The following is a 21,134-nucleotide window of genomic DNA, read 5'->3' as shown; positions in this document are numbered from 1 at the left end:
GTGTTAGCAGAGTATAAAATACATGGTAATCTAGCATAAGTTAACGCAAGGCAATGAAGAATAGTTAAACGATGAAAAAAAAAACCGCTTCGCCAAAAAGTATTGTGCCTGCTGCGTCCATTCATTCTGCGAAGAATACGTTAGCGCCTATTAGCCATGAAGGTTTAGTTAGCACTTCTCCATTGAGCGACAACAAAAGTAAAAACGAAGCCAGCAGCAATCAGCAAGCGCTGGACGCAATTGCACGCCAATTTGCCTACCAAATCATCACTGGTTTTGATAAATCATATCGTTGGCATAGTCGTATTACAGCGGGGGCAAAAGAACGATTTGAGAATCAACAGTGGGCTGCATCTCAACGCGCTATTGAAGAGCGGATCGCTATTTATGAGCAGAGTTTAACGGATATAGTTATTGACTTATATCGACAAGTTCATCCTAAGCAACAAGATCAACGCTTTTGGAAAGCAGCCAAAAATCAATACTCTAAATTGCTTAACGGCCACCCACAATTTGAATTGGCTGAGACCTTTTATAATTCAGTTATCGGGCGTATTTTTAAACACAGTAAAATTGATGACAATATGATGTTTGTGCTGCCCAGTCGTTGCTATTTACCTGGCCAAGACCGGCATAAAGTTATTCATAGTTTTGACACTTCTGGCACTGTCAGAGCCATGCATGAATCTATATTTGATACTTATCGTTTCAAAACGCCTTTCGATAATCTAGATATCGATTTAGATAACATGGACAGGGCATTAAGGGCGCAATTGAATCGTGATAAATTGGCCAGCGTGCACGCTGTCGAAATGCTAAAACCTGTTTTTTATCGCGGAAAAGCGGCCTATTTGGTAGGCAGAATTTGTATGCCCGACGAAACATTACCTTTTGTTATCGCCATGCAGATGACGGATGATGGCAAGCTCATGGTCGATGCGTTGTTAACTGAGCGGCATCATTTAAGTGTGATATTCAGTTTTGCACGTTCGTATTTTATGGCCGACACGCAATATCCCGCTGAAGTCGTTGCCTTTTTGCAAGAGTTGTTGCCGCATAAAAAGAACTTTGAACTATATATGTCAATGGGTTTTTACAAACATGGTAAGACCGTATTTTATCGTAATTTTTTAGCCCATTTAGACGCTACTTCAGGTGATAATACGGCCGATATGTTTGAGCTTGCACCTGGTATAAAAGGACTAGTGATGACTGTTTTTCACTTACCCTCTTATGGCGTTGTATTTAAAGTGATTAAGGATGAATTTGCCGAAAGTAAAAAAATTACTCGCGAATACGTCAAAGATCGCTACCGATTAGTAAAAGCGACCGATCGCGTAGGCCGGATGGCTGATACTCATGAATACATGAACTTTCGTTTTCCGCGCAATCGTATCGACCAAGAACTCCTACAATACCTTCAGGATACTTGCGCGAGCAGTCTGACAATGACAGAAAGCGATGTGATACTTTCACACATGTATATTGAACGAAAAATGACGCCACTTAACCTATATCTGCAGCAGGAAACCGATCCAATTAAAATTCGTAATGTGCTTGATGAACTTGGTCTCTGTATTAAGCAAATAGCCCTAGCGAATGTTTTCCCAGGTGATATGTTACATAAAAATTTCGGCGTAACGAAAACCGGAAGAGTTATATTTTACGACTATGATGAGATTTGCTACATGTCCGAACGTCAGTTTCGTAGTTTACCTAAAAACGGCGACCCCTACGCTATTGATACTCTATCAGTGGGTCCTACTGATGTATTCCCTGAACAGTTTGAACACTTTATTGTGGGTAAAAAAGTATTTAAAGACATTTTAAAAGAACTACACGGCGACCTCATGACCACTGAATATTGGCTCGAAACTCAGCGCATAACCGCCCAAGGTGTCATTCAAAATTTCACACCTTACCCTGCGCGATATCGCTTTATTCGTTAATTGATTACTTAACTTAACAGCAAGTAATAATGAGCTGCGACTGTGAACATGCCAATACCCCAGAATAAACTTCTCAACAAATGCCAGTCGCCCCAATAACAAACTAAATAAGCCAGACGAACTACCACAAAAGTAATACACAAATAAGCGGTGGTATGATTAACGGCATTGAGTGCAAGCACCAACAATACGGTTGGCGCAAAAAATGTGGTCGCTTCAAAACAGTTCTCATGCGCCGCTTTTGACCTAGCGCCCAAACCCTCTAGGTTTTTTTGTTGTTCACGAGGTAACCTATTGTTATATCCTCCTTGCTTATTCATCATGATGGCCAAGGGCACTTTCGCCAACATCGGCATGAAAACCACTATCGCCATACAAATTACTACTATTGTCATACTTCTCTCCTAGTTTGGTTTCCCTTGAAAAAGTAAGGGGGATAGGTCTTTATTGTAAAATGTTACGTAAAAAAACTAATGCGGTCTATTTATGACTACAATAATATACGATTATGCGAAATAAGGTTTGTAAATCATTGCATGAATAATATGGATATTTTCAGGTAAGCAAAGATACAAAAATCGCCAATATGTCAAATGGAAAACGACTGAAATGAAAATACTTATCGTAGAAGACGACTCGACCGTTGCACAATACATTAACAAGGGTCTTAAAGAATCAGGCCACACCCCAGAGGTGGCAAACGACGGGAAACAAGGACTGTTATTGGCCACGACCAATAAATATGATGTGATTATTCTGGATAGAATGTTGCCGTACGTCGATGGCATTACGCTATTAAGCACCATTAGAGGGTCTGGTAATAAAACGCCTGCGGTTATCCTTAGTGCAAAAAACAAAGTTGAAGATAAAGTAAAAGGTTTGCGCTCGGGCGCTGATGATTACATGACCAAACCTTTCGCTTTTGAAGAGCTATTGGCGCGCATTGAAATTGTTGCCTCTCGTCAATCACCGGCAACGCCTAGCGTTACCGAAATTGTGTTGGGTGAGCTAAAACTCGACCTAATTAATCGACGTGTTACCCGCAACGATACTGTCATCGATCTACAATCAAAAGAATTCAAACTGCTTGAATTCTTATTGAAAAATAAAGGCAAGATAGTCACAAGAACCATGCTGTTAGAAAAAGTGTGGGAATATAACTTCGACCCTCAAACTAATGTGATCGATGTGCATATCAGCAGATTAAGAAATAAAATCGACAAAGGTTTTAGCTATCAAATTATTGAAACTATTCGCGGAGCGGGGTACTTAGTATCAGAGCCAACAGCTTAGGAGCCCAATAAGTGAGAGCAATCAGCGCATTTCGAAACAGCTCCAGTTTTACTCTTAGTATTGTATTTACCAGCTTGTTAATGATTGGAGTGGTGTTTATTACCTACTTCCTTATTATTTCGAATGACGATTTACTGATAAGAGAATCAGAAGCGGCCATCAACGCTGATATAAGAGGCTTTAACTCACTTTATAGAGCGGCTGGATCAAAAGCCGTTGAAAAAGCACTAAATGATAGAATTGCAGAAAACGGGAACGACTTTTTCTATCATCTCAAGAACGACAAAAACAAGTTTATCACTGGCAATATGCTGTTTTGGCCGAGCGATGGTACACAGAGCATCAAAAATGGCATGATATCATTAAAAATTGGTGACGCCGCATCCAAAGAATATGATGTTATGGCCAAGATAATGGTCTTGACTAACGGCCATCAATTACTTATTGGACGCAATATAGACGACATAGAAATTATTCAGTGGGTTGGCCGAACCTTTGGTTGGATAATGATATTAATTCTTTGCCTAATTTCAGCCACCAGCATCTGGGTAGCCTACTATGTTGTAAACCGTATTAATATTATTTCAGAAAAAGCTGATGACATTATTTCTACTGGTAAATTAACTGAGCGCTTGCCGGTCGATAGCAACTGGGATGATTTGAGTAAATTGACCATGGCGCTAAACAAAATGCTCGACCAATTTGAGTATTCTGTAGAAGGCATTAAATCGGTATCTGACAACATTGCGCATGACTTACGGACACCCTTGGCAAGACTCAAAACGCATATTGAAGTTATGCCTGAGGGCGATGATAAATATGCACTATTGAAAGAGTCTGACAATTTATTGTCTATCTTTAACTCATTATTAAGAATTGCAGATATTGAGTCCGAACGAAAAACCAGTGCGTTTGCTCAACACAATATGAAAAAAATTCTCGAGGACGTAATTGATCTGTACTCGCCCATTATTGAGGACAATAAGATTCACTTGACGTTGACCATCAACTTAAAAAACGAGGCACTGTATTGTGATAAAGATCTTATATTTCAGGCCTTCGCAAATGTCTTAGATAACGCGATTAAATTTAATCAAGTAGGGGGTCACATTATTGTAACCCTAGATAACGCGACCTTAGGCCAGCAAAAGCAAATGGTTTTCAGCGTATTAGACTCAGGCCCTGGCGTCACACCATCGGCTTTTGAAAAACTCACACAACGTTTCTACCGTGCAGATAGTAGCAGAAGTAAAAGTGGCAATGGTTTGGGCTTGGCGCTGGTGCTGGCGATTGTCAATCTGCACAAGGGCACCATTGGATTTATTGACAAGCCATTAGCAACATCGTCAGGCTTAGGCTGTGAGATTGTATTACCTCAACGTGGATAAATTTGGCAGCCAAGGGATGACGCGTCAATCATGCCCCGGCTACCAAATACGACAGTGTCGTTATTGATGCTTTATTCTGGTTCATTGCTAGGTTGCTTTATTGCTTTTGCATAAAAATCGTCACTTCAGCCATCACAATGCCGAATTTTCTGATATACGAACGATTCATCATTGTTTTATCATCAAAAGCAAAAAACCAGTCGTCAAAGTTAACTCGATAGGTAGAGCCCCCCACGGCTAGGTCCATTTCATATGCGAAGTTAAATGCATTACCATGCGGTGTGCCTTTGGCTGTGCCCACTATATCGCCGGCATTACCCGTGAAAGAGCCATCTGCATTTTTGCTCAAGGTCCAAACCCGTGTTTTTGGACCGTCGCCAAAACCATATTCAAAGCGTTCATCTAGAATTAAATTACCATCCTTTTTATAACCGTCAATATGCACGACGAAACGCTGAACGATATCACCATCTCGGTCTTGGACAATTCCCCACGCTTTTACTTTACCGTCAAAGAAACTTTCAATATCAAATTTAGGTTCCATTTGCTCATATTTTTGCGCATCCAACGATATTGAGCATGCGCCCAAAAAAATAATTGAAGCGGCCAGTGCTGCTAGCATGGTGATTTTTTTCGACAATTTCGACAAATTCATTTTTACTCCTTGTACACTCATCTTAGAACAGAATTGAGCTATTTTATAGCTTGTTAGCATTGCTCCTATATTCACTGCGACTCAAATGGCTACTCCTGTTTAGTTAGATAGTAGATACAAGCCGAGCAGCGTATTATAAAAGCCCTAACAACTGTTTACGCATTTTTGGCTCAGAAGTTTTTTCATTCAACCAGATACCGAAAAAAGATTGACCAAAAGATTTATCTTCTATACTACCTACCAGTTCGCCTTCATGATAAAAGTGCGTGTGCTGATTTTCATCCATCACACCGGTAATATTTTCACCCTCTTTCACATTCGGGAAAACAGAACGCATTTGTTCAAACCATTTGGCTAAGAGCACTTCATCCTTATAACCAATATCTCGCATCTCATCTACTGACCGACTGGCTATTTCTTCGCCATCAAAATCGCGTAAGTACGTCAGCGATAACGCAAAAGATGTGTCCTTTTTCCACTCGCCGTTAGCTGCCGATAGTTTGGCGTCATAAATGTTCCAAAACATGACCTTGAGTCGCGCTTCACCAACCACTTTTGGGTTTTGCATATACTGTGCAGAAATCTGCATAAAGGTTAATGGCGTATTGTCTACGGCGGCAGTTGACACACTCAATTGAGTTGGCGTTTCAAGTGTTTTCGCATGACCTACAGCAGTGTATATTACAGAAGTAAATGACAGCGCAAAAAGCATCGAAGATAATATTTTTTTTGGTAATTTCATAGTCGCTTCCTCATTATCTGTCGCATTACAGATGATATGTAAGTAGTAACGTCGTATCCTACAGCAAGAGATCAGTATAAAGGATTAAACTTTGTTAACCTATCCGCGCACAGAGAGTATCGAAACACGATTTTCAATTGTTACTCCTTCGCCTTTGCAAAAAATAGAAGCCGCCTGGACTCGTTTCTTTATCGATGATGATGATAGAGAAAAAAACGTTGAAGTTTGGTGTAAGCGAGATGACTTGCTGCATGGCATTATAGCAGGAAATAAGTGGCGTAAACTAACTAAGCCTTTGCAGGACTTTCAGCAAATTCCAGCATCACACATACTCAGTTTTGGCGGTCCATATTCAAATCATCTGCATGCACTTAGCTATTGCTGTAACCAGCTAAATATCAAGTTTACTGCGGTTATTCGCGGCGCTTATCTAAAAGACCAAGCGCTTAACCGCACTTTGCAAGACTTAAACAACTGGAATGCTAATTTAGTCTTTGTGGACAAGATAACCTACCAAAAAAAAACCGATCAGAACTACTTAGCAAAACTACGTAAAGACATGAATGCCGATGTTATTATTCCAGAAGGTGGCTCACAACAAGACGCGCTTTTTGGTATGCAGGCAATGCTAAATGAAATTAATCTAGCTAATTCAAGCAGACCCTTCGACGCCATATTACTCCCTGTTGGCAGCGGCGCGAGCATGGCTGGTGTCATTAAAAACTGCCCACCCAAACTCGCCAAAAATATAATAGGCATCGGCGTACTGCAAGGCGAGGGCTACTTAGAAGGCTTGGTAGATCAATTCCTAAACAAGGACACACCTTATTTACCTTGGCATATCAATCACCAATTTCACTTTGGTGGTTATGCCAAAAGTACAGCTGAGCTAGACACGTTTTGCAAAGAGGTCAATCAACAACAAGCGAAACAAGACACACCTATTTGCATTGAACCGGTCTACTCCGGCAAATGTTTTTTCGCCCTCAAAACGCTTATCCAACAGGGTTATTTTGCCCCCCATAGCAAAATCTTAATTATTCATACAGGCGGATTACAGGGGGCCCGCTAATAAAGTGATACATCCTTATAAAACCATCGCATTAGTAGATTGAACTATTTTGCCGTGCTTGCCGTTAGATTACCCATATGTAACATTCACATATAGATCGCAAATAAAGGTCTGTATACCATTAAAAAATATAGAAATTGAGGTGGACGACGTGAAGCACAAAATGATTCTGAAACAACAGGTGCAATATGCATCTATGATTGATAGAGCATTAAACTTGTGTGAAGTCATGCTCTCTCGATCAGAGACTTTGTATCCCTTTGCCGTTCTCTCAATCGAAAAACAGATCCAATGCATTTTTCTTGATGACGAGGACTACAACAATAAACATCCTAACGGCGCGCATTTTGGCATGATCGAAAAGCTCGAACATCAGTTAGCGATAGGTAAAAAACAAGCAAACTCGGCCATTGGCATGCTTGTTTATGCCGCTACCATTAGATCACCCCAACAAGCAGAGAACGATGCACTCATGTTTAGTATTTGCGATGCAAATGGTGAAAATACCTTAACACTCTATCCTTATGAGTTTGAAGTAAATTCAATCAAAATAGGTAAGCCTTTTACTTGTGATTTTTCAGACTGATCCTATCGCTCTCTGCGCTTTTCCATTAAACTTGCCAATTCAAAAATTGCTGTTACGATGCAGCCAAATTATTTAGTAAGGAATTCTTATGTCTCGTGTATTAATAATCGGCGCTGGCGGCGTTTCTTCCGTAACTGTTAAAAAGTGTGCTCGATTACCTGAAATATTTGACGAAATCTATTTGGCGAGTCGCACATTATCAAAATGTGAAGCGCTTCAAAAAGAAGTAGGTGGGGATCGCCTAAAAGGCGTTTTTACTGTTGATGCCGATAACGCAGACGCCGTCATCGAATTAATAAATAAAGTGAAACCTGACTTAGTGGTTAACCTTGCCCTGCCCTATCAAGATTTACCTATTATGGATGCGTGTTTAGCGACGAAAACTGACTATCTTGATACCGCAAATTATGAGCCAAAAGACGTCGCTAAATTCGAATATTCTTGGCAGTGGGCGTATCAGCAAAAGTTTCATGATGCCGGCATCATGGCACTTCTTGGCAGCGGGTTCGATCCCGGCGTAACTAACGTTTACACGGCCTATGCGGCAAAGCATTACTTTGATGAAATTCATTATTTGGATATTGTCGATTGCAATGGTGGTGACCACGGTCAGGCTTTTGCTACAAACTTTAATCCTGAAATTAATATTCGCGAAGTAACCCAGCGGGGTCGTTTTTGGGAAAATGGCGAATGGAAAGAGACTGACCCATTAACTGTCCGTGAAGATTTGGATTATCAAAACATCGGCGTAAGAGCGTCTTATTTGTTGTTCCACGAAGAGCTCGAGTCATTAGTGAAGCACTTCCCTACTTTAAAACGTGCTCGTTTTTGGATGACCTTTGGTGATGCTTACTTGAATCACTTAAAAGTGCTTGAAGGCATCGGTATGACAAGTATTCACCCTATCGACTTTCAAGGCCAACAAATAATTCCTCTGGAGTTTTTGAAGGCAGTATTACCTAACCCCGGCTCACTAGCCGAAGGTTATACCGGAAAAACCTGTATTGGTACTTACATCACGGGCATAAAAGACGGCAAAGAAAAGACTATTTTCATTTATAACAACTGTGAACACGCTGTTTGTTATGAAGAAGTTGGGGCGCAAGCGGTTTCTTACACCACCGGTGTCCCTGCTATGATTGGTGCAGCGCTGATGTTAAACAATACATGGAAAAAACCAGGCGTTTGGAACATGGAGCAATTCGATCCAGACCCGTTTATGGCAATGCTAAAGGAACATGGCCTACCTTGGCATGTTATTGAATGCGAAAGCAGCCCGTTTGCGAAGTAGTGAGATAATACTCAATGACAAATAGATATTTAAGAGATGATATCCCTTCTCCTTGTTACGTTTGTGACGAGGCGAAGCTTGAACAAAATTTGCAACTGATGCAATACGTCCAAAATAAGGCAGGCGTTGATATCATTTTGGCGCTCAAAGCCTTTTCGATGTGGTCAACCTTTCCGTTGATTAAGCAGTATTTGAAGGGTGCAACAGCAAGTGCTGTTTGGGAAGCAAAGCTTGCCAATTACGAAATGGGCGGCGAAGTGCATTGTTACTCTCCTGCCTATAAGCAGAAAGACATGGACCAGCTTTTAGATTTAGTGCATCACTTATCTTTTAACAGCATGGGCCAGTGGGATCAATTTAAAGAACAGGTTATACAAAGCTCGGTTTCTGCTGGCTTACGAGTGAACCCAGAGATTCAAGAGGCTGACACCCCCCTGTACGACCCTTGTACACCTGGTTCTCGCTTAGGAATTTTAGCGTCTCAACTTGAAGGTCAAGACTTAACTGGTGTTGACGGTTTTCATGTACACAATTTATGTGAGTGTGATTCATTTGCAACTGAACGCACATTGCATGCAATAGAGAAAAAGTTTTCAAGGTATCTGCCTAGCCTAAAATGGTTAAATTTGGGCGGCGGTCATTTGATGACAAAAGAAGGTTATGACCTTGAACATTTGATTAAGGCCTTGGTCACCTTTAAAGAGAAGTATCCAAATCTACGTATTATTATGGAGCCTGGCTCGGCTGTTGTTTGGCAAGCGGGTGCATTGGTTGCCGAAGTTGTCGACATCGTTGAAAATGAGCAACAAATTCTGATAATGGATATCAGTGCAACAGCGCACATGCCTGATGTACTGGAAATGCCATACCGACCTAAAATTAGTGATGCTGGTATGCCCAACGAAAAAGCATTTACCTACAAAATAGGTGGCAACTCCTGTCTGGCCGGTGACGTAATTGAAGAGTACAGCTTTGACCATGAATTGAAAGCCGGTGACCGATTAGTGTTTGAAGACATGCTGCATTACACCATGGTTAAAACAACTTTTTTTAATGGTGTGGAGCATCCGAGTATTGGGGTTTTACGAAAAGATGGCTCCTTTGATTTGATAAAAGAGTTTACGTACGAAGAGTTTAAAGCTCGCTTGTCATAATTGTTATTTCAGTACCGCCCAATTAACAAATCGCAGCAACAAAAACTCGAAGAACGCAGTAGCCCCAAAAGTTGAATATCACTTTTGGGGCGTTATGAACGAATCAAAACACACTCACCGTTTCAATAAAAACCTATCAAACACCGATCTGAAGGGACAAGTGCTCATACTGTTGTCACTTATTTCCGGTCTAGCCTAAGCAACTGCTCAGTAACCAAGACTATATGCGACTCACAGTATAGTGTTGTTAAGAAAGTCAATATGCTCGTTAGTAGCGAAAAAAAGGCTTGATTCCGGTACTATACCGAAATCAAGCCTCTGTAGTGGCCTTACTAAAGAGTCTCAATTAAAACAGGCTCTTCAAAAAGTAGGCAGTTCAACTAACCTAGTGTAGGTTTTAGAACTTGTATTGTACACCAAAACGAAGTTCCCACTGAGATGCATCACCCTGACGAGTTTCCGGTGTAGTATCACCAATACGAACTGTGTTAGGCGCTTCATACAAAACACCCCAGTCATCGTTTAACATATTGGTGAAGTTGTCGACAATAAAGTAAACATTAGCACTGTGGCCTTCAGCAAACGCTGGTATGTCTTGTCTTACACTGATATCGACTTTTGTCCACCATGAGCTTTCAAATGAGTTACGTGACGACCCAATTGGTAGCACTGCACCACTGCCGCTATCAAATCTTTCAAGGAAAGGTGTAAATCCAAATTCTGAGTTACCATTCTCTAGCACGCGGCTATATGGGCTACCAGATTGGCTTAAACCAAAGGCCGAGAAACGAGTTTGCAAACCATCAATTAGCTCAACCGTATAACGAAAATCAACGGTAATACGGTGCTCAATGTTCCAATCCGACAAAGAAGAAACTTGTTCGTTCGGATTAGTATAAGCACGGAACTGGTAGTTTGAAAACGCAACGGCGCTGTTCATTGGCTGTGAATCCTCAGCGTCACTGTAGGCATAACCTGTTGTTAACTGAATACCGTTATCCCAACTCTTGGTCATGCTTCCAGCTAGGCTCAGAGAGGTCGAATCAGCTGTGGAATTAGTTAGTTTAAACGAATCAATATTAGGACTTGCGTAGTCGATATAACCATTATCAGTTATACCTTCTTCCACTAAATCACCCTTCAAGATAATAGCTGCGTCGTAAGTGCGAGATATAATTAAATCAACGTCAAATACATAGCCAGAATCCGTTAAATGTGTCATACCGGCAGTCAGTTTCAGCTCACTTGGCAGCTTGAAACCAGGGTCTAAATAGTTGACCTCAAAGTTTGCACCAGTTCCACCTGCAACTGCATCAAACATCTCAGATGGCACACCATAGCCTGGGCCGTTTGGCACGCCCGCTTCAAGACCGGAGTAAACTACATCGGCATCGAATAAAGAGCGCGAACCGTCGGTGTAGCCATAATCCCTGCCTCGTGCACCAAATTGAGTTACGTTGGTGTTAGAAAAGTTGTTTGACAACCAGACGTTAGGGTTACCACCACTATATAAGGCAAGACCACCACGAAGTTCGGTGTTGTCGCTCAACGTGTAGTTCAAGCCAATTCGTGGCTGAAGAAGACCTTCGCCGTCAATCGTGCCGCTGTTGCTGAAACCATATTGCTCAACAAACTGTGCATTTTCTGCTGGCGCATCACTAGAGGTATACCATTCGTAGCGCAAACCCGCGGTAACTGACAAATCATCTGTTAGGTAGAAGTTGTCTTGAATATACAAAGAATTGACGGCATAGCCCCAATCCGCAGCAGCGTCGAGAGGATTGCCTGATGGAGCATTGTTGTAATAGATAGCATCCGCGAATCCGTTGCGGAAATTCTCAATACCGTCAAAGCGGATTTCAGTCTCCGTATGCTGCACAAATAAGTTAAACACGTCTAATTCATCGCGTTCATAACCGAACGTTACCGTGTGGTCATTGTCAAAATAATAAGTGCCTCGAAGGATAAGACCGAACTGTTCCCAATTTAAGTCATTAGCTTGACGACTGTCGTCCGATCCAAGGTATACGTCTACGTTGTCAAGTTCAACACGTATTTCACCGAAATCATTGCCACCAATAGTGCCATCTCCCGCACGTGAGTTTTGACGATTGTCTAGCTCTTGGTTAACGATGCGAATTTCAGTGGAGAAACTATCAGTCCAATCTGAGTATAAAGAGCCTACTAATGAGGTTAATTCTGCACCACGCTCATACAAATGCTTTTCAAATTCAAACTCACTGTCATCACCATCAGACTGGTTGAAATTCAAACCATCATTGTAATTATATGTGAATGAGGCACGATGTTGTTGGTTAATATTCCAGTCTAATTTAATCAGAAGTTTTTCATCTTCATTCGCTAAACTCGCAGGAATACCGCCTGGATCAAAACCATAAAGGGTGTTTGATATGGAAGCAATTTCATCTAGCTCCGCTTGAGTAAGCTCAACCTCAACTACCGCACCAGAACCAGTAGCGCCGCGTTCGAATAAATTATTACCTTCTAATTTTTCGTATGCAGCGAAAAAGAATAACGTATCTTGAATAAGTGGACCACCGACAGTGAAGCCGTAACGTTTCTCATTAAAGCTACTAAGGGCTATGTTATCACCCTCAAGCGAATCACCTTTTAGTGAGTCGTTGGTATAGTCGTAGAAGGCTGAACCGTGAAATTCATTAGTACCCGTTTTAGCTACAGCGTTAATATTACATGCTGTAAAACCACCATAAATAACACTCACTGGCGCTAATTCAACCGCAACCTGCTCAATAGCGTCGAAAGAAAAAGGCATTCTTTCGGTTGGATAGCCATTTGAATTCAAACCGAATGAATCACTCAATCGAACACCGTCTACAGTCAAACTATTAAAACGAGGGCTTTTACCCGCACACTGGATTGAGTTTTGACCCGCTTCATCCACATAAACTCTTGGGTCAATGCGCAGAATGTCAGTGATATCTCGGTTAATAGCTGGAACATTTTCTAAAGTATCAATTCCAAACGTTGTGGCAGGACTGTTTTTTCCAAAAGCAACGCTGCTCATGCGCGATCCGGTAACCGATATACGCTCAACATCTTGGTCAGATATAAGAGCAACTTCAATTGGATAATCCTCACCCAGGGTCAAAAATACACCCGTAATAGTCTCATCATTGAGAGACTCTGAGTCAAGCTTTATGGTGTAAGGTCCACCTACACGCAATCCAGTAAGGTTGAAAGTACCGTTTGCACTAACTGTAACAGTTTTAGTTGCGCCGGTAGGTTCATGAGTAACAGTGACTACGGTCCCTGCAGCTGGATTACCTTGAGGACCTACTATACTTCCAGTCATTCCTGAAGAAGTAACTTGCGCCATCGCCGCAGTTGACATACCAATCGACATAGCAACAGCAATCGCTGTGCGACTAAGTTTTGTATTTCTAAACATTATGTTTTCCTGTTTTATGTGAGTTTTATAATTTGATATAGGCTGCACTCCACATATTTAATATAAGAGTGCAAAGTAGTTTCTAATTGACAGTAAACTTATTCGCTGTGCGCACTTTTTTGTCAGATAGTTTATCAGATGTATTGTGACGCATCTATTACAAGATTACTTTTGTTGAATATTATGATAGGATAAAACTGCACTAATCGCACATAACGCTGTACATAAAGAATATACAAAAACCAGCTAAGAACGACAACATAACCGCGATAACTAAACTAACCATGCGACTGCAAAGATAGTCGCATGCAGGACGTTCAATAAATTAATTACGCGTAAAAATAGTTAACATTATGCGGAGCTTCTTAATTTTAAGTGGCAGTACCTAAATTTAACCGATCAGGCACCGCTACCGTAGTTAAAAAATGAAATTGCGTTTGGCCCACCAACGCCCAATCCTCGAGCTGCAGATTGACCATTACTTAAGCAATGCGGCTCAATTCCATCGTAGTAAACGTATCATAATTCCTGTGTTAGTTTTTAGTTTAGTATTTTTCTCGTCAGGCTTATTATCGTTTAGTTTAGAGGCTCGCTTCGATTTTAAGCATGATCTTGCAATCCTTGGCCCGATGTTAGCAAAGTAACTTTCTAAGCTTCTGCGCGAAATAGAAAAAATGATAAGCCGTTGATATAAACTAGCGTCAATTTTAAGGCATGACGGTATAATTAAGCAGCATCTTCATATAATACTGTCCACTATAAAAGCTTAAATTGATCGAAATGAATCGAAAGGGTATCCTATGGCTACTATCATTACCGACTTAAACTAGATTCATGCAAAAACCAATTATACTTGCAATATCAGGCGCATCAGGTTCTGGAAAATCACTTTTTACACAAAATATAGCATTAAAATTACGCCAACACGGTCGTGAAGTGCTTGTGCTGCAAGAGGATCACTACTATAAAGCTCAAGACCACATAGAGATGGGTGAACGTGTCAATACTAACTATGACCATCCTGATGCTTTTGAACACGACTTATTAAATCAACATTTACAAGATTTGAATACCGGTAGTAATAGCATTGAATATCCAAGTTATTGTTATGTTACGCATACGCGACTTCCCGACTTTGACGTTATTAGTCCAGCGCCTATTATTATTCTTGAAGGGATTATGTTGCTGACACAAATTCAATTATTCGACCAATTCGACATCAAAGTGTTTGTCGACACGCCCCTTGATGTCTGTTTAATGCGAAGAATGTTGCGTGATACTCAAGAGCGTGGTCGATCTATTAGCTCCGTTGCAAAACAGTATGAAGAGACAGTCAAACCGATGTATCATCGGTTCATTGAACCTAGCAAAACATTTGCTGACCTAATCGTACCCCACGGAGGTGAAAATCACTTGGCAGTGGATGTTTTATGTTCTTACTTACTGGAAGGCAAATCGGTAGTAGCGTAAAATAAAAAAAAAAGTGAAAATCAAATGACAGGATTATTAGGGATCGCCTTTTTATTAGGCATGGCGTTTTTGTTCTCTTCGGCAAGGAAAAGTATCAATTGGCGAACCGTCATTGGCGCTTTTGCTATTCAGGCCTTATTGGGTGCCTTTATATTGTATTCAAAAGGAGGTATCAACTTCCTCAATAGCCTAACAGTTTATGTGGCGAATGTTATTTCGTACAGCGAAGAAGGTATTCGATTCTTATTTGGCGGTTTAGTGGGCAGTGAGTCATTAGGCTTTATATTCGCCATCAATGTTTTGCCTGTCATCATATTCTTCTCATCATTAATTGCCGTTCTCTACCACCTTGGCATTATGTCTGTTGTTATTCGCGTAATAGGCGGCGCATTGCAGAAAATACTCGGCACCAGCAGGCCTGAATCGATGTCTGCAGCTGCTAATATATTTGTAGGCCAAACCGAAGCCCCGCTTATTATCAAACCTTTTTTGCCGACCATGACGCGTTCAGAATTGTTTGCAGTTATGGTTGGTGGTTTAGCTTCAATTGCGGGCTCGATCATGGCAGGTTATGCTGGTTTAGGGATAGAATTAAAGTACTTGTTAGCCGCTAGTTTTATGGCTGCTCCAGGTGGGTTATTAATGGCTAAAATGTTGGAGCCTGAAACCAACAAAACTAATGAAGGCTTGACCGATGTCAAAGCCGATAATGAAGAATATGCTAATGTGTTCGACGCTGCCGCAAGTGGCGCGAGTGCAGGCTTAAAACTGGCGGTGAATGTAGGTGCAATGTTACTCGCGTTTATCGCGCTAATTGCCCTGCTAAACGGTATGCTTGGTGGTATTGGCGCAATGTTTGGTCAACAAGAGCTATCGATACAGCTTATTTTGGGCTATGTATTTCAACCAATAGCGTGGTTAATTGGCGTGCCATGGAACGAAGCAAATTTAGCTGGCAGTTTTATTGGCCAAAAAGTGGTCGTGAATGAGTTCGTTGCGTATTCAGACTTTATCAAATATGCCGATGAGTTATCGCCCATTACTCAAGCTATAGTGACATTTGCATTGTGTGGTTTTGCTAACCTTTCATCAATTGCAATATTGATGGGTGGCTTAGGCGCTCTTGCCCCAGCCAGACGCAAAGAGATTGCGCAGTTGGGTTTGAAAGCGGTATTTGCGGCCACGTTAGCTAATTTAATGAGTGCCGCACTTGCTGGCATATTTATTACCTTAAGTTTGTAATATTTTATCCAAGAAAAAGCACAGTAGAAAACAAATAAAGTGAAATGACGCGTTCTCATCACTTGGAATATAACTAAAACAGAGCGAGTTTGATTGAATAAACATCAAGCCCAGCAGTTTCAGGTTAATCAATTAAACAGATATAGGTTCACGAAAATATGAAATTAGAAGCCGTTGATTTTACCGCATCCGATGCGCCGCAGAAATTTGTTGAATCATTGCGTCAGACAGGCTTTGGCGTTTTAAAAAATCATCCAATTGAGCAAACGTCAGTATCCAGTATTTACGCTAACTGGCAAACATTTTTCGATGGTGAATCAAAACACCAGTACCTTTACAATAAGGGTACTCAAGATGGTTACTTTCCACAAAGCGTGTCAGAAATTGCGAAAGGCTTTAAGAAAAAAGACATAAAGGAATACTTTCATTATTATCCGTGGGGTCAGTGTCCCGCAAAATTGAAGAGTGAACTCAGTAATTATTACGAAAACACGTCAGCGCTAGCCGCTCAGTTACTAAACTGGATAGAAAAAGAATCACCTGACGAAGTGAGCAAGCATTACAGCATGCCACTCTCACACATGATTGAGGACAGTGGGCAAACCCTCTTGAGAGTGTTGCACTATCCGCCCCTAGGTGGTGATGAAGAAATTGATGCCATTCGCGCAGCAGCGCATGAAGACATTAATTTAATTACATTGTTACCTGCTTCAAATGAGCCCGGCCTGCAAGTAAAAGCGACCGACGGCAGTTGGCTAGATGTACCCTGCGATTTTGGTAACTTGATTGTTAACATTGGAGATATGTTGCAAGAAGCCTCTGGCCAGTACTTCCCATCGACAACTCACAGAGTCGTCAATCCTGAAGGCACAGACATAACCAAGTCTCGTATTTCATTACCTCTATTCTTGCATCCACGACCTGATGTAAAATTATCCGAACGACATACTGCGGGCACTTACCTCACTGAGCGTTTAACTGAGCTTGGGGTTCTATGACGTTATTAACGACGCAACAACCTTAGAGAAAAAGTTGCTGGTCTTCTTTAAATAGAATAAAAACAAACAATGCCAATTAAACAAGTTGAGCGGCATTGTTATATTAGAAATTTTATTTTTCGTTCTTTACATATTCAGTGTATTTTGCGCTGGTGGACATTGCTTACGAGAACCACTCTGATAATTCGTTTGGGCTTAAGCACTGCATTCAAGGATTAATAAAGCGCTTATAACGCCATCTCACTCCGTATCGCTTCAAATAAAAGCTGCAAGAGTAATTTCGTAATAAAAGTGTCATAATTAATCTGGTACACTACGCTAGTAAATAGATGGATCGTTCTTCGAAAACGATTAAAAATAGCCTGTTGGTATATAAAGACCAGCGCATTGAATAAAAGTTCATAGCAAAGAACATTTAGGGATTAGACAATGTTTAAAAAAGCAAAACTCAATCGCATCGCGATTGCAGTAGCGATGTCAATTAGCTTGACTGGAATCGCCCAAGCCCAATCAACATCATCAGATATTCGCGGCATGATTACAACGCCAACAGGTTCACCTGCAGCGAATACTAAAATAATAATCAAACACATACCATCCGGCACCATTAAAGAAATGGAAACAAATGCCCAGGGTGCGTTTATTGCTAAAGGTCTTCGAGTAGGCGGTCCATACGAGGTGGTAATTGACTCCGACGTACATAAAGACACGACTGTGACTAACGTATTTTTAAATCTTGGTGAAACTTATCGCTTAGTACAAAGACTTGAACCAGATAGTGTTGAACGGATCCAAGTAACAGGCACTGCTGCTATTTTTGATGCTACGGGTGCTCGTTCATCCTATGGCCAAGAAGAAATAGCGAGAATGCCTTCGTTCAATCGAGATCTGAAAGATATTATTCGTAATAACCCATTGGCAGTTGTAGATGCTAGCGGTGACCTGAGCGTTGGTGGCCAAAACTCTAAATTTAACAGTATTACTGTAGACGGGATTGGCCAAAACGATGATTTTGGTTTGAACTCGGGAGGCTATCCTGCGCAGCGCTCACCTATTTCATTAGACGCCGTTGAGCAAATTTCGATCGACACTACTCCGTTTAATACCAGGCAAGGTGGTTTCTCTGGTGGTATCATAAATGTGGTTACAAAATCAGGAACCAATACTTTTAAAGGTTCTACATTTTACGAATTTAAGAATGATAATTTTTCAGGTGATCCTGAAAACAAAAGAACCGACGAAGATCCTCAATTCAACCCTGATGCACCCGTGGAAAACTTTGCAACGGGCAAAGAAAGTACATATGGTATAAGCTACAGCGGTCCAATACTTGAAGATAAATTATTCTTCTTCGTAAACTACGAGAACTTCCAAAAAGAGACTCCAGTTCTTTATGGCATCGGCAGTGGTGCAAATCAGAGTCAAATTACACAAACAGAAATTGATAGCTTCTTTCAAATTTTAGGTGACGTATACGGCCTGACGGATCAAGTATCTGGTGATCCGGAAGAAACAGATGAAAAGTTCCTACTGAAACTTGACTGGAATATAAACGACCAGCACAGAGCAGACTTTACTTTTCAATATCAAGACAATTCTGAAGATAGAAATAACACCGACGCTGATGATGAAATTATCATGAACTCGAATGTTTATGAGTTAAATACAAAGTCGACTAATTTTGCTGCTCGTGTATTTTCAGATTGGAATGACGGCTTTTCAACTGAAATTTCGATGAGCTATAAAAATACAGAAGCAAATTCATTAACTAATTCAAGTCTTGGTGAAGTTAATATTGCGTCAGATAATGGTGATATAGTTTTCGGTACTGATGCGTTTAGACACGCAAACAAAGCAGAAACTGAAACTTTACGACTTAATTTTGATGCTAACTATTTGACCGGCGACCATAGTATTAACTTTGGCTATCATTACGAAAACTTAAACTTGTTTAACTTATTCGCAGAAAGCTCTTTAGGGGTATGGTCATTTGATGATGACCGTTTTGACGGTACAACCGGTTTAGAGGATTTTGCAAACCGTACGCCTGACGACTTTAGAGGCCAAGGTTTTGCATATAAGAACGCGTTTACAAATGATGCAAACGATACTGCGTATGACGCAACACGTGAAACTCACGTATTTTATATAGAAGATAATTGGGCTGTTTCAGATGAACTAGACGTATCTTTTGGTGTTCGTTATGAATATTTAGCATCAAGTGATAAACCTACCCTAAACCCGAACTTCGTAGATACTTATGGGTTTGACAATACCGAAAATCTTGATGGTTTAGATATTATATTACCTCGCGCAAGCTTTAAATATTATCTAAATGACGATATGACAATTCGTGGTGGCGTTGGTAAATATAGTGGTGGTAAGCCAAATGTTTGGGTAGTTAACTCATTTACGAATGACGGTATTACCTTTGTTGAATTGCCAGCAAGTGTATCAACCGAAATAGCACGCGATCCAGCTAACGTTGACTTTACGCGTATACCTCAAGCAGCCTTAGATGCTCTTCAATCAGGTACAGGCAGCACGAACTATGTGTCAAAAGATTACGAAATGCCATCCGATTGGCGCTATCAGTTAGGTTTCGATTGGAATTTTGATCTTCCTTATTTAGGAGACGGTTTTGATTGGAGCACCGAAGTTAATTATGTGAAGCAATCAGATGCCTCTTTTTGGATTGATAGTTCTCGTGTAGATAGTGGTGAACGCACTTTTGATGGCAAACGTATTATTTACGAGAGCCGTTACGAGGGCGACTTAGCAGATAACTTCGATATAGCGCTTACTAATGCTGATGACAATGGCCGTAGCATTATCTGGACAACTAGCTTGAAGAAGAGTTGGGACAACGGCGTTCGTATGAATATGTCTTATACTAATCAAGATATTACAAATGCAAACCCTGGTTCAAGCTCACGTTCTATTTCTAATTACCAATTTAACGTCAACTTGAACCGAAATCAGCCGCTAATTGGTACTACTGATTTTGAAACTGAGCATAGATTTGTACTTAATCTCGGTTACAAAACTCAGTTCCTTGATGGATATGACACAACGTTTGATTTGTTTTTCTCACGTCGTTCAGGCCGTCCTTTGACATATACGCTTGGCCTATTTAGAGATGATGATTTCGGTGACCAACCATCACTGTACTCAAATTCTGTTTATCAAGTGTATTTGCCAAGTGGCCCAGATGATCCGAACATGGATTTTGACGGTGGTCGTCTAAGCTATGAAGAAATGAAAGTGATTATTGATGAAGCTGGACTTGCTGCTTATCAAGGTGGCTACGCTCCTAAGAATGCAACAACTCAACCGTGGGTAACTACGATGGACTTGAATATTACTCAAGAACTTCCTGGTTTCACTGATGGTCATAAGAGCATGGTGTATCTTACCGTTGATAATTTAGCGAACCTACTAAACGATGATTGGGGGCAGGTATATCAAATGCGTTTCCCTCAACAGTCTTTGTTTGACTTAAGAGGTCTTTCAGACGACGGACGCTATCAATATGAAGAACGCTTCAGAGGTTCAGACCTTCGTAATTGGAATGAGTTTAGACCTGAAGAATCTACTTGGCGTATCAAAGTGGGTGTTCGTTACACCTTCTAAGAGTAAGTCAAATAGTTATATTGTAGTTAATGCCAGTCAGATACTCTGACTGGCATTTTTTATATCTGATATGGTAAGCACGGCCGACTGATATATTACTAAGTTGACTATTTGTTCTCATTATTGATGAGTCCAGCACGACGTATTTAGTTTTCACTACACGCTCGACGACTACATTGTTACGCTCAAGTATTAATACTACAAAAACCAGTACACTACAAAAAATCGTGA

Annotated in this window: 15 protein-coding genes; 11 read left to right on the top strand and 4 right to left on the bottom strand. The window is 40.8% G+C overall.

Going from position 1 to position 21,134, the window contains the following annotated elements; all coding sequences use genetic code 11:
* The first annotated feature begins 71 nt into the window (after window positions 1-71).
* Window positions 72-1,949, top strand: coding sequence for a bifunctional isocitrate dehydrogenase kinase/phosphatase (gene aceK / locus G399_RS0111950; RefSeq protein ID WP_006013873.1), 1,878 nt, complete (start codon window positions 72-74; stop codon window positions 1,947-1,949).
* A gap of 8 nt (window positions 1,950-1,957) precedes the next feature.
* On the opposite strand, the gene G399_RS0111945 is transcribed toward aceK, so the two are convergent.
* A complete protein-coding gene (locus G399_RS0111945) occupies window positions 1,958-2,344 on the bottom strand; it encodes an MAPEG family protein (protein WP_006013872.1) in 387 nt (128 codons plus the stop codon).
* A 214-nt stretch (window positions 2,345-2,558) separates the two neighbouring features.
* Between G399_RS0111945 and G399_RS0111940 the strand changes: the two genes are divergently transcribed.
* Together G399_RS0111940 and G399_RS0111935 are read left to right on the top strand one after the other, a co-directional pair.
* The gene (locus G399_RS0111940; RefSeq protein ID WP_006013871.1) at window positions 2,559-3,242 is read left to right on the top strand and encodes a response regulator transcription factor; all 684 of its coding nucleotides are present in this window, start codon (window positions 2,559-2,561) and stop codon (window positions 3,240-3,242) included.
* Between the two features lie 11 nt (window positions 3,243-3,253).
* Window positions 3,254-4,630, top strand: coding sequence for a sensor histidine kinase (locus G399_RS0111935; RefSeq protein WP_006013870.1), 1,377 nt, complete (start codon window positions 3,254-3,256; stop codon window positions 4,628-4,630).
* Window positions 4,631-4,727: 97 nt separating this feature from the next.
* On the opposite strand, the gene G399_RS0111930 is transcribed toward G399_RS0111935, so the two are convergent.
* Window positions 4,728-5,285: a DUF3833 family protein gene (locus G399_RS0111930; protein WP_006013869.1), complete on the bottom strand. Its 558-nt coding sequence runs from the start codon at window positions 5,283-5,285 to the stop codon at window positions 4,728-4,730.
* A 133-nt stretch (window positions 5,286-5,418) separates the two neighbouring features.
* Window positions 5,419-6,027 carry a chalcone isomerase family protein gene (locus tag G399_RS0111925; protein ID WP_006013867.1) on the bottom strand — a complete coding sequence of 203 codons (609 nt, stop codon included), beginning with the start codon at window positions 6,025-6,027 and terminating at the stop codon, window positions 5,419-5,421.
* A gap of 91 nt (window positions 6,028-6,118) precedes the next feature.
* Between G399_RS0111925 and G399_RS0111920 the strand changes: the two genes are divergently transcribed.
* The 4 genes from G399_RS0111920 to nspC all read left to right on the top strand — a co-directional run bounded on the left by G399_RS0111920 (window position 6,119) and on the right by nspC (window position 10,130).
* Window positions 6,119-7,099 carry a 1-aminocyclopropane-1-carboxylate deaminase/D-cysteine desulfhydrase gene (locus tag G399_RS0111920; protein WP_006013865.1) on the top strand — a complete coding sequence of 327 codons (981 nt, stop codon included), beginning with the start codon at window positions 6,119-6,121 and terminating at the stop codon, window positions 7,097-7,099.
* Window positions 7,100-7,250: 151 nt separating this feature from the next.
* The gene (locus tag G399_RS0111915) at window positions 7,251-7,685 is read left to right on the top strand and encodes a hypothetical protein (protein ID WP_226989003.1); all 435 of its coding nucleotides are present in this window, start codon (window positions 7,251-7,253) and stop codon (window positions 7,683-7,685) included.
* 88 nt (window positions 7,686-7,773) lie between these two features.
* Window positions 7,774-8,976, top strand: a complete 1,203-nt coding sequence (locus G399_RS0111910; protein WP_006013862.1) for a saccharopine dehydrogenase family protein — start codon at window positions 7,774-7,776, stop codon at window positions 8,974-8,976.
* A 14-nt stretch (window positions 8,977-8,990) separates the two neighbouring features.
* On the top strand, window positions 8,991-10,130 hold the full coding sequence (gene nspC / locus G399_RS0111905; RefSeq protein WP_006013860.1) for a carboxynorspermidine decarboxylase: 1,140 nt from the start codon (window positions 8,991-8,993) through the stop codon (window positions 10,128-10,130).
* A 397-nt stretch (window positions 10,131-10,527) separates the two neighbouring features.
* Here nspC and G399_RS0111900 read toward each other — a convergent pair whose 3' ends face one another.
* Window positions 10,528-13,560: a TonB-dependent receptor gene (locus tag G399_RS0111900; protein WP_006013858.1), complete on the bottom strand. Its 3,033-nt coding sequence runs from the start codon at window positions 13,558-13,560 to the stop codon at window positions 10,528-10,530.
* An 834-nt stretch (window positions 13,561-14,394) separates the two neighbouring features.
* On the opposite strand from G399_RS0111900, the gene udk reads away from it, so the two are divergent.
* The 4 genes from udk (at window position 14,395) to G399_RS0111875 (ending at window position 20,903) form a co-directional block, all read left to right on the top strand.
* Complete coding sequence (gene udk, locus G399_RS0111890) at window positions 14,395-15,030, top strand: uridine kinase (RefSeq protein WP_006013854.1); 636 nt, start codon at window positions 14,395-14,397, stop codon at window positions 15,028-15,030.
* A gap of 24 nt (window positions 15,031-15,054) precedes the next feature.
* Window positions 15,055-16,272: a NupC/NupG family nucleoside CNT transporter gene (locus tag G399_RS0111885; protein ID WP_006013852.1), complete on the top strand. Its 1,218-nt coding sequence runs from the start codon at window positions 15,055-15,057 to the stop codon at window positions 16,270-16,272.
* Window positions 16,273-16,430: 158 nt separating this feature from the next.
* Window positions 16,431-17,270, top strand: coding sequence for a 2OG-Fe(II) oxygenase family protein (locus G399_RS0111880; protein WP_006013848.1), 840 nt, complete (start codon window positions 16,431-16,433; stop codon window positions 17,268-17,270).
* 429 nt (window positions 17,271-17,699) lie between these two features.
* On the top strand, window positions 17,700-20,903 hold the full coding sequence (locus tag G399_RS0111875) for a TonB-dependent receptor (RefSeq protein WP_006013846.1): 3,204 nt from the start codon (window positions 17,700-17,702) through the stop codon (window positions 20,901-20,903).
* The last annotated feature ends 231 nt before the right edge of the window (window positions 20,904-21,134 follow it).

Origin of the sequence: Brumicola pallidula DSM 14239 = ACAM 615 (assembly GCF_000428905.1) — a bacterium.
GTDB classification, from domain to species: Bacteria; Pseudomonadota; Gammaproteobacteria; order Enterobacterales; family Alteromonadaceae; genus Glaciecola; species Glaciecola pallidula.
The sequence above is the reverse complement of the archived record's forward strand: the minus strand, read 5'-3'. Positions and strand labels throughout refer to the sequence as shown.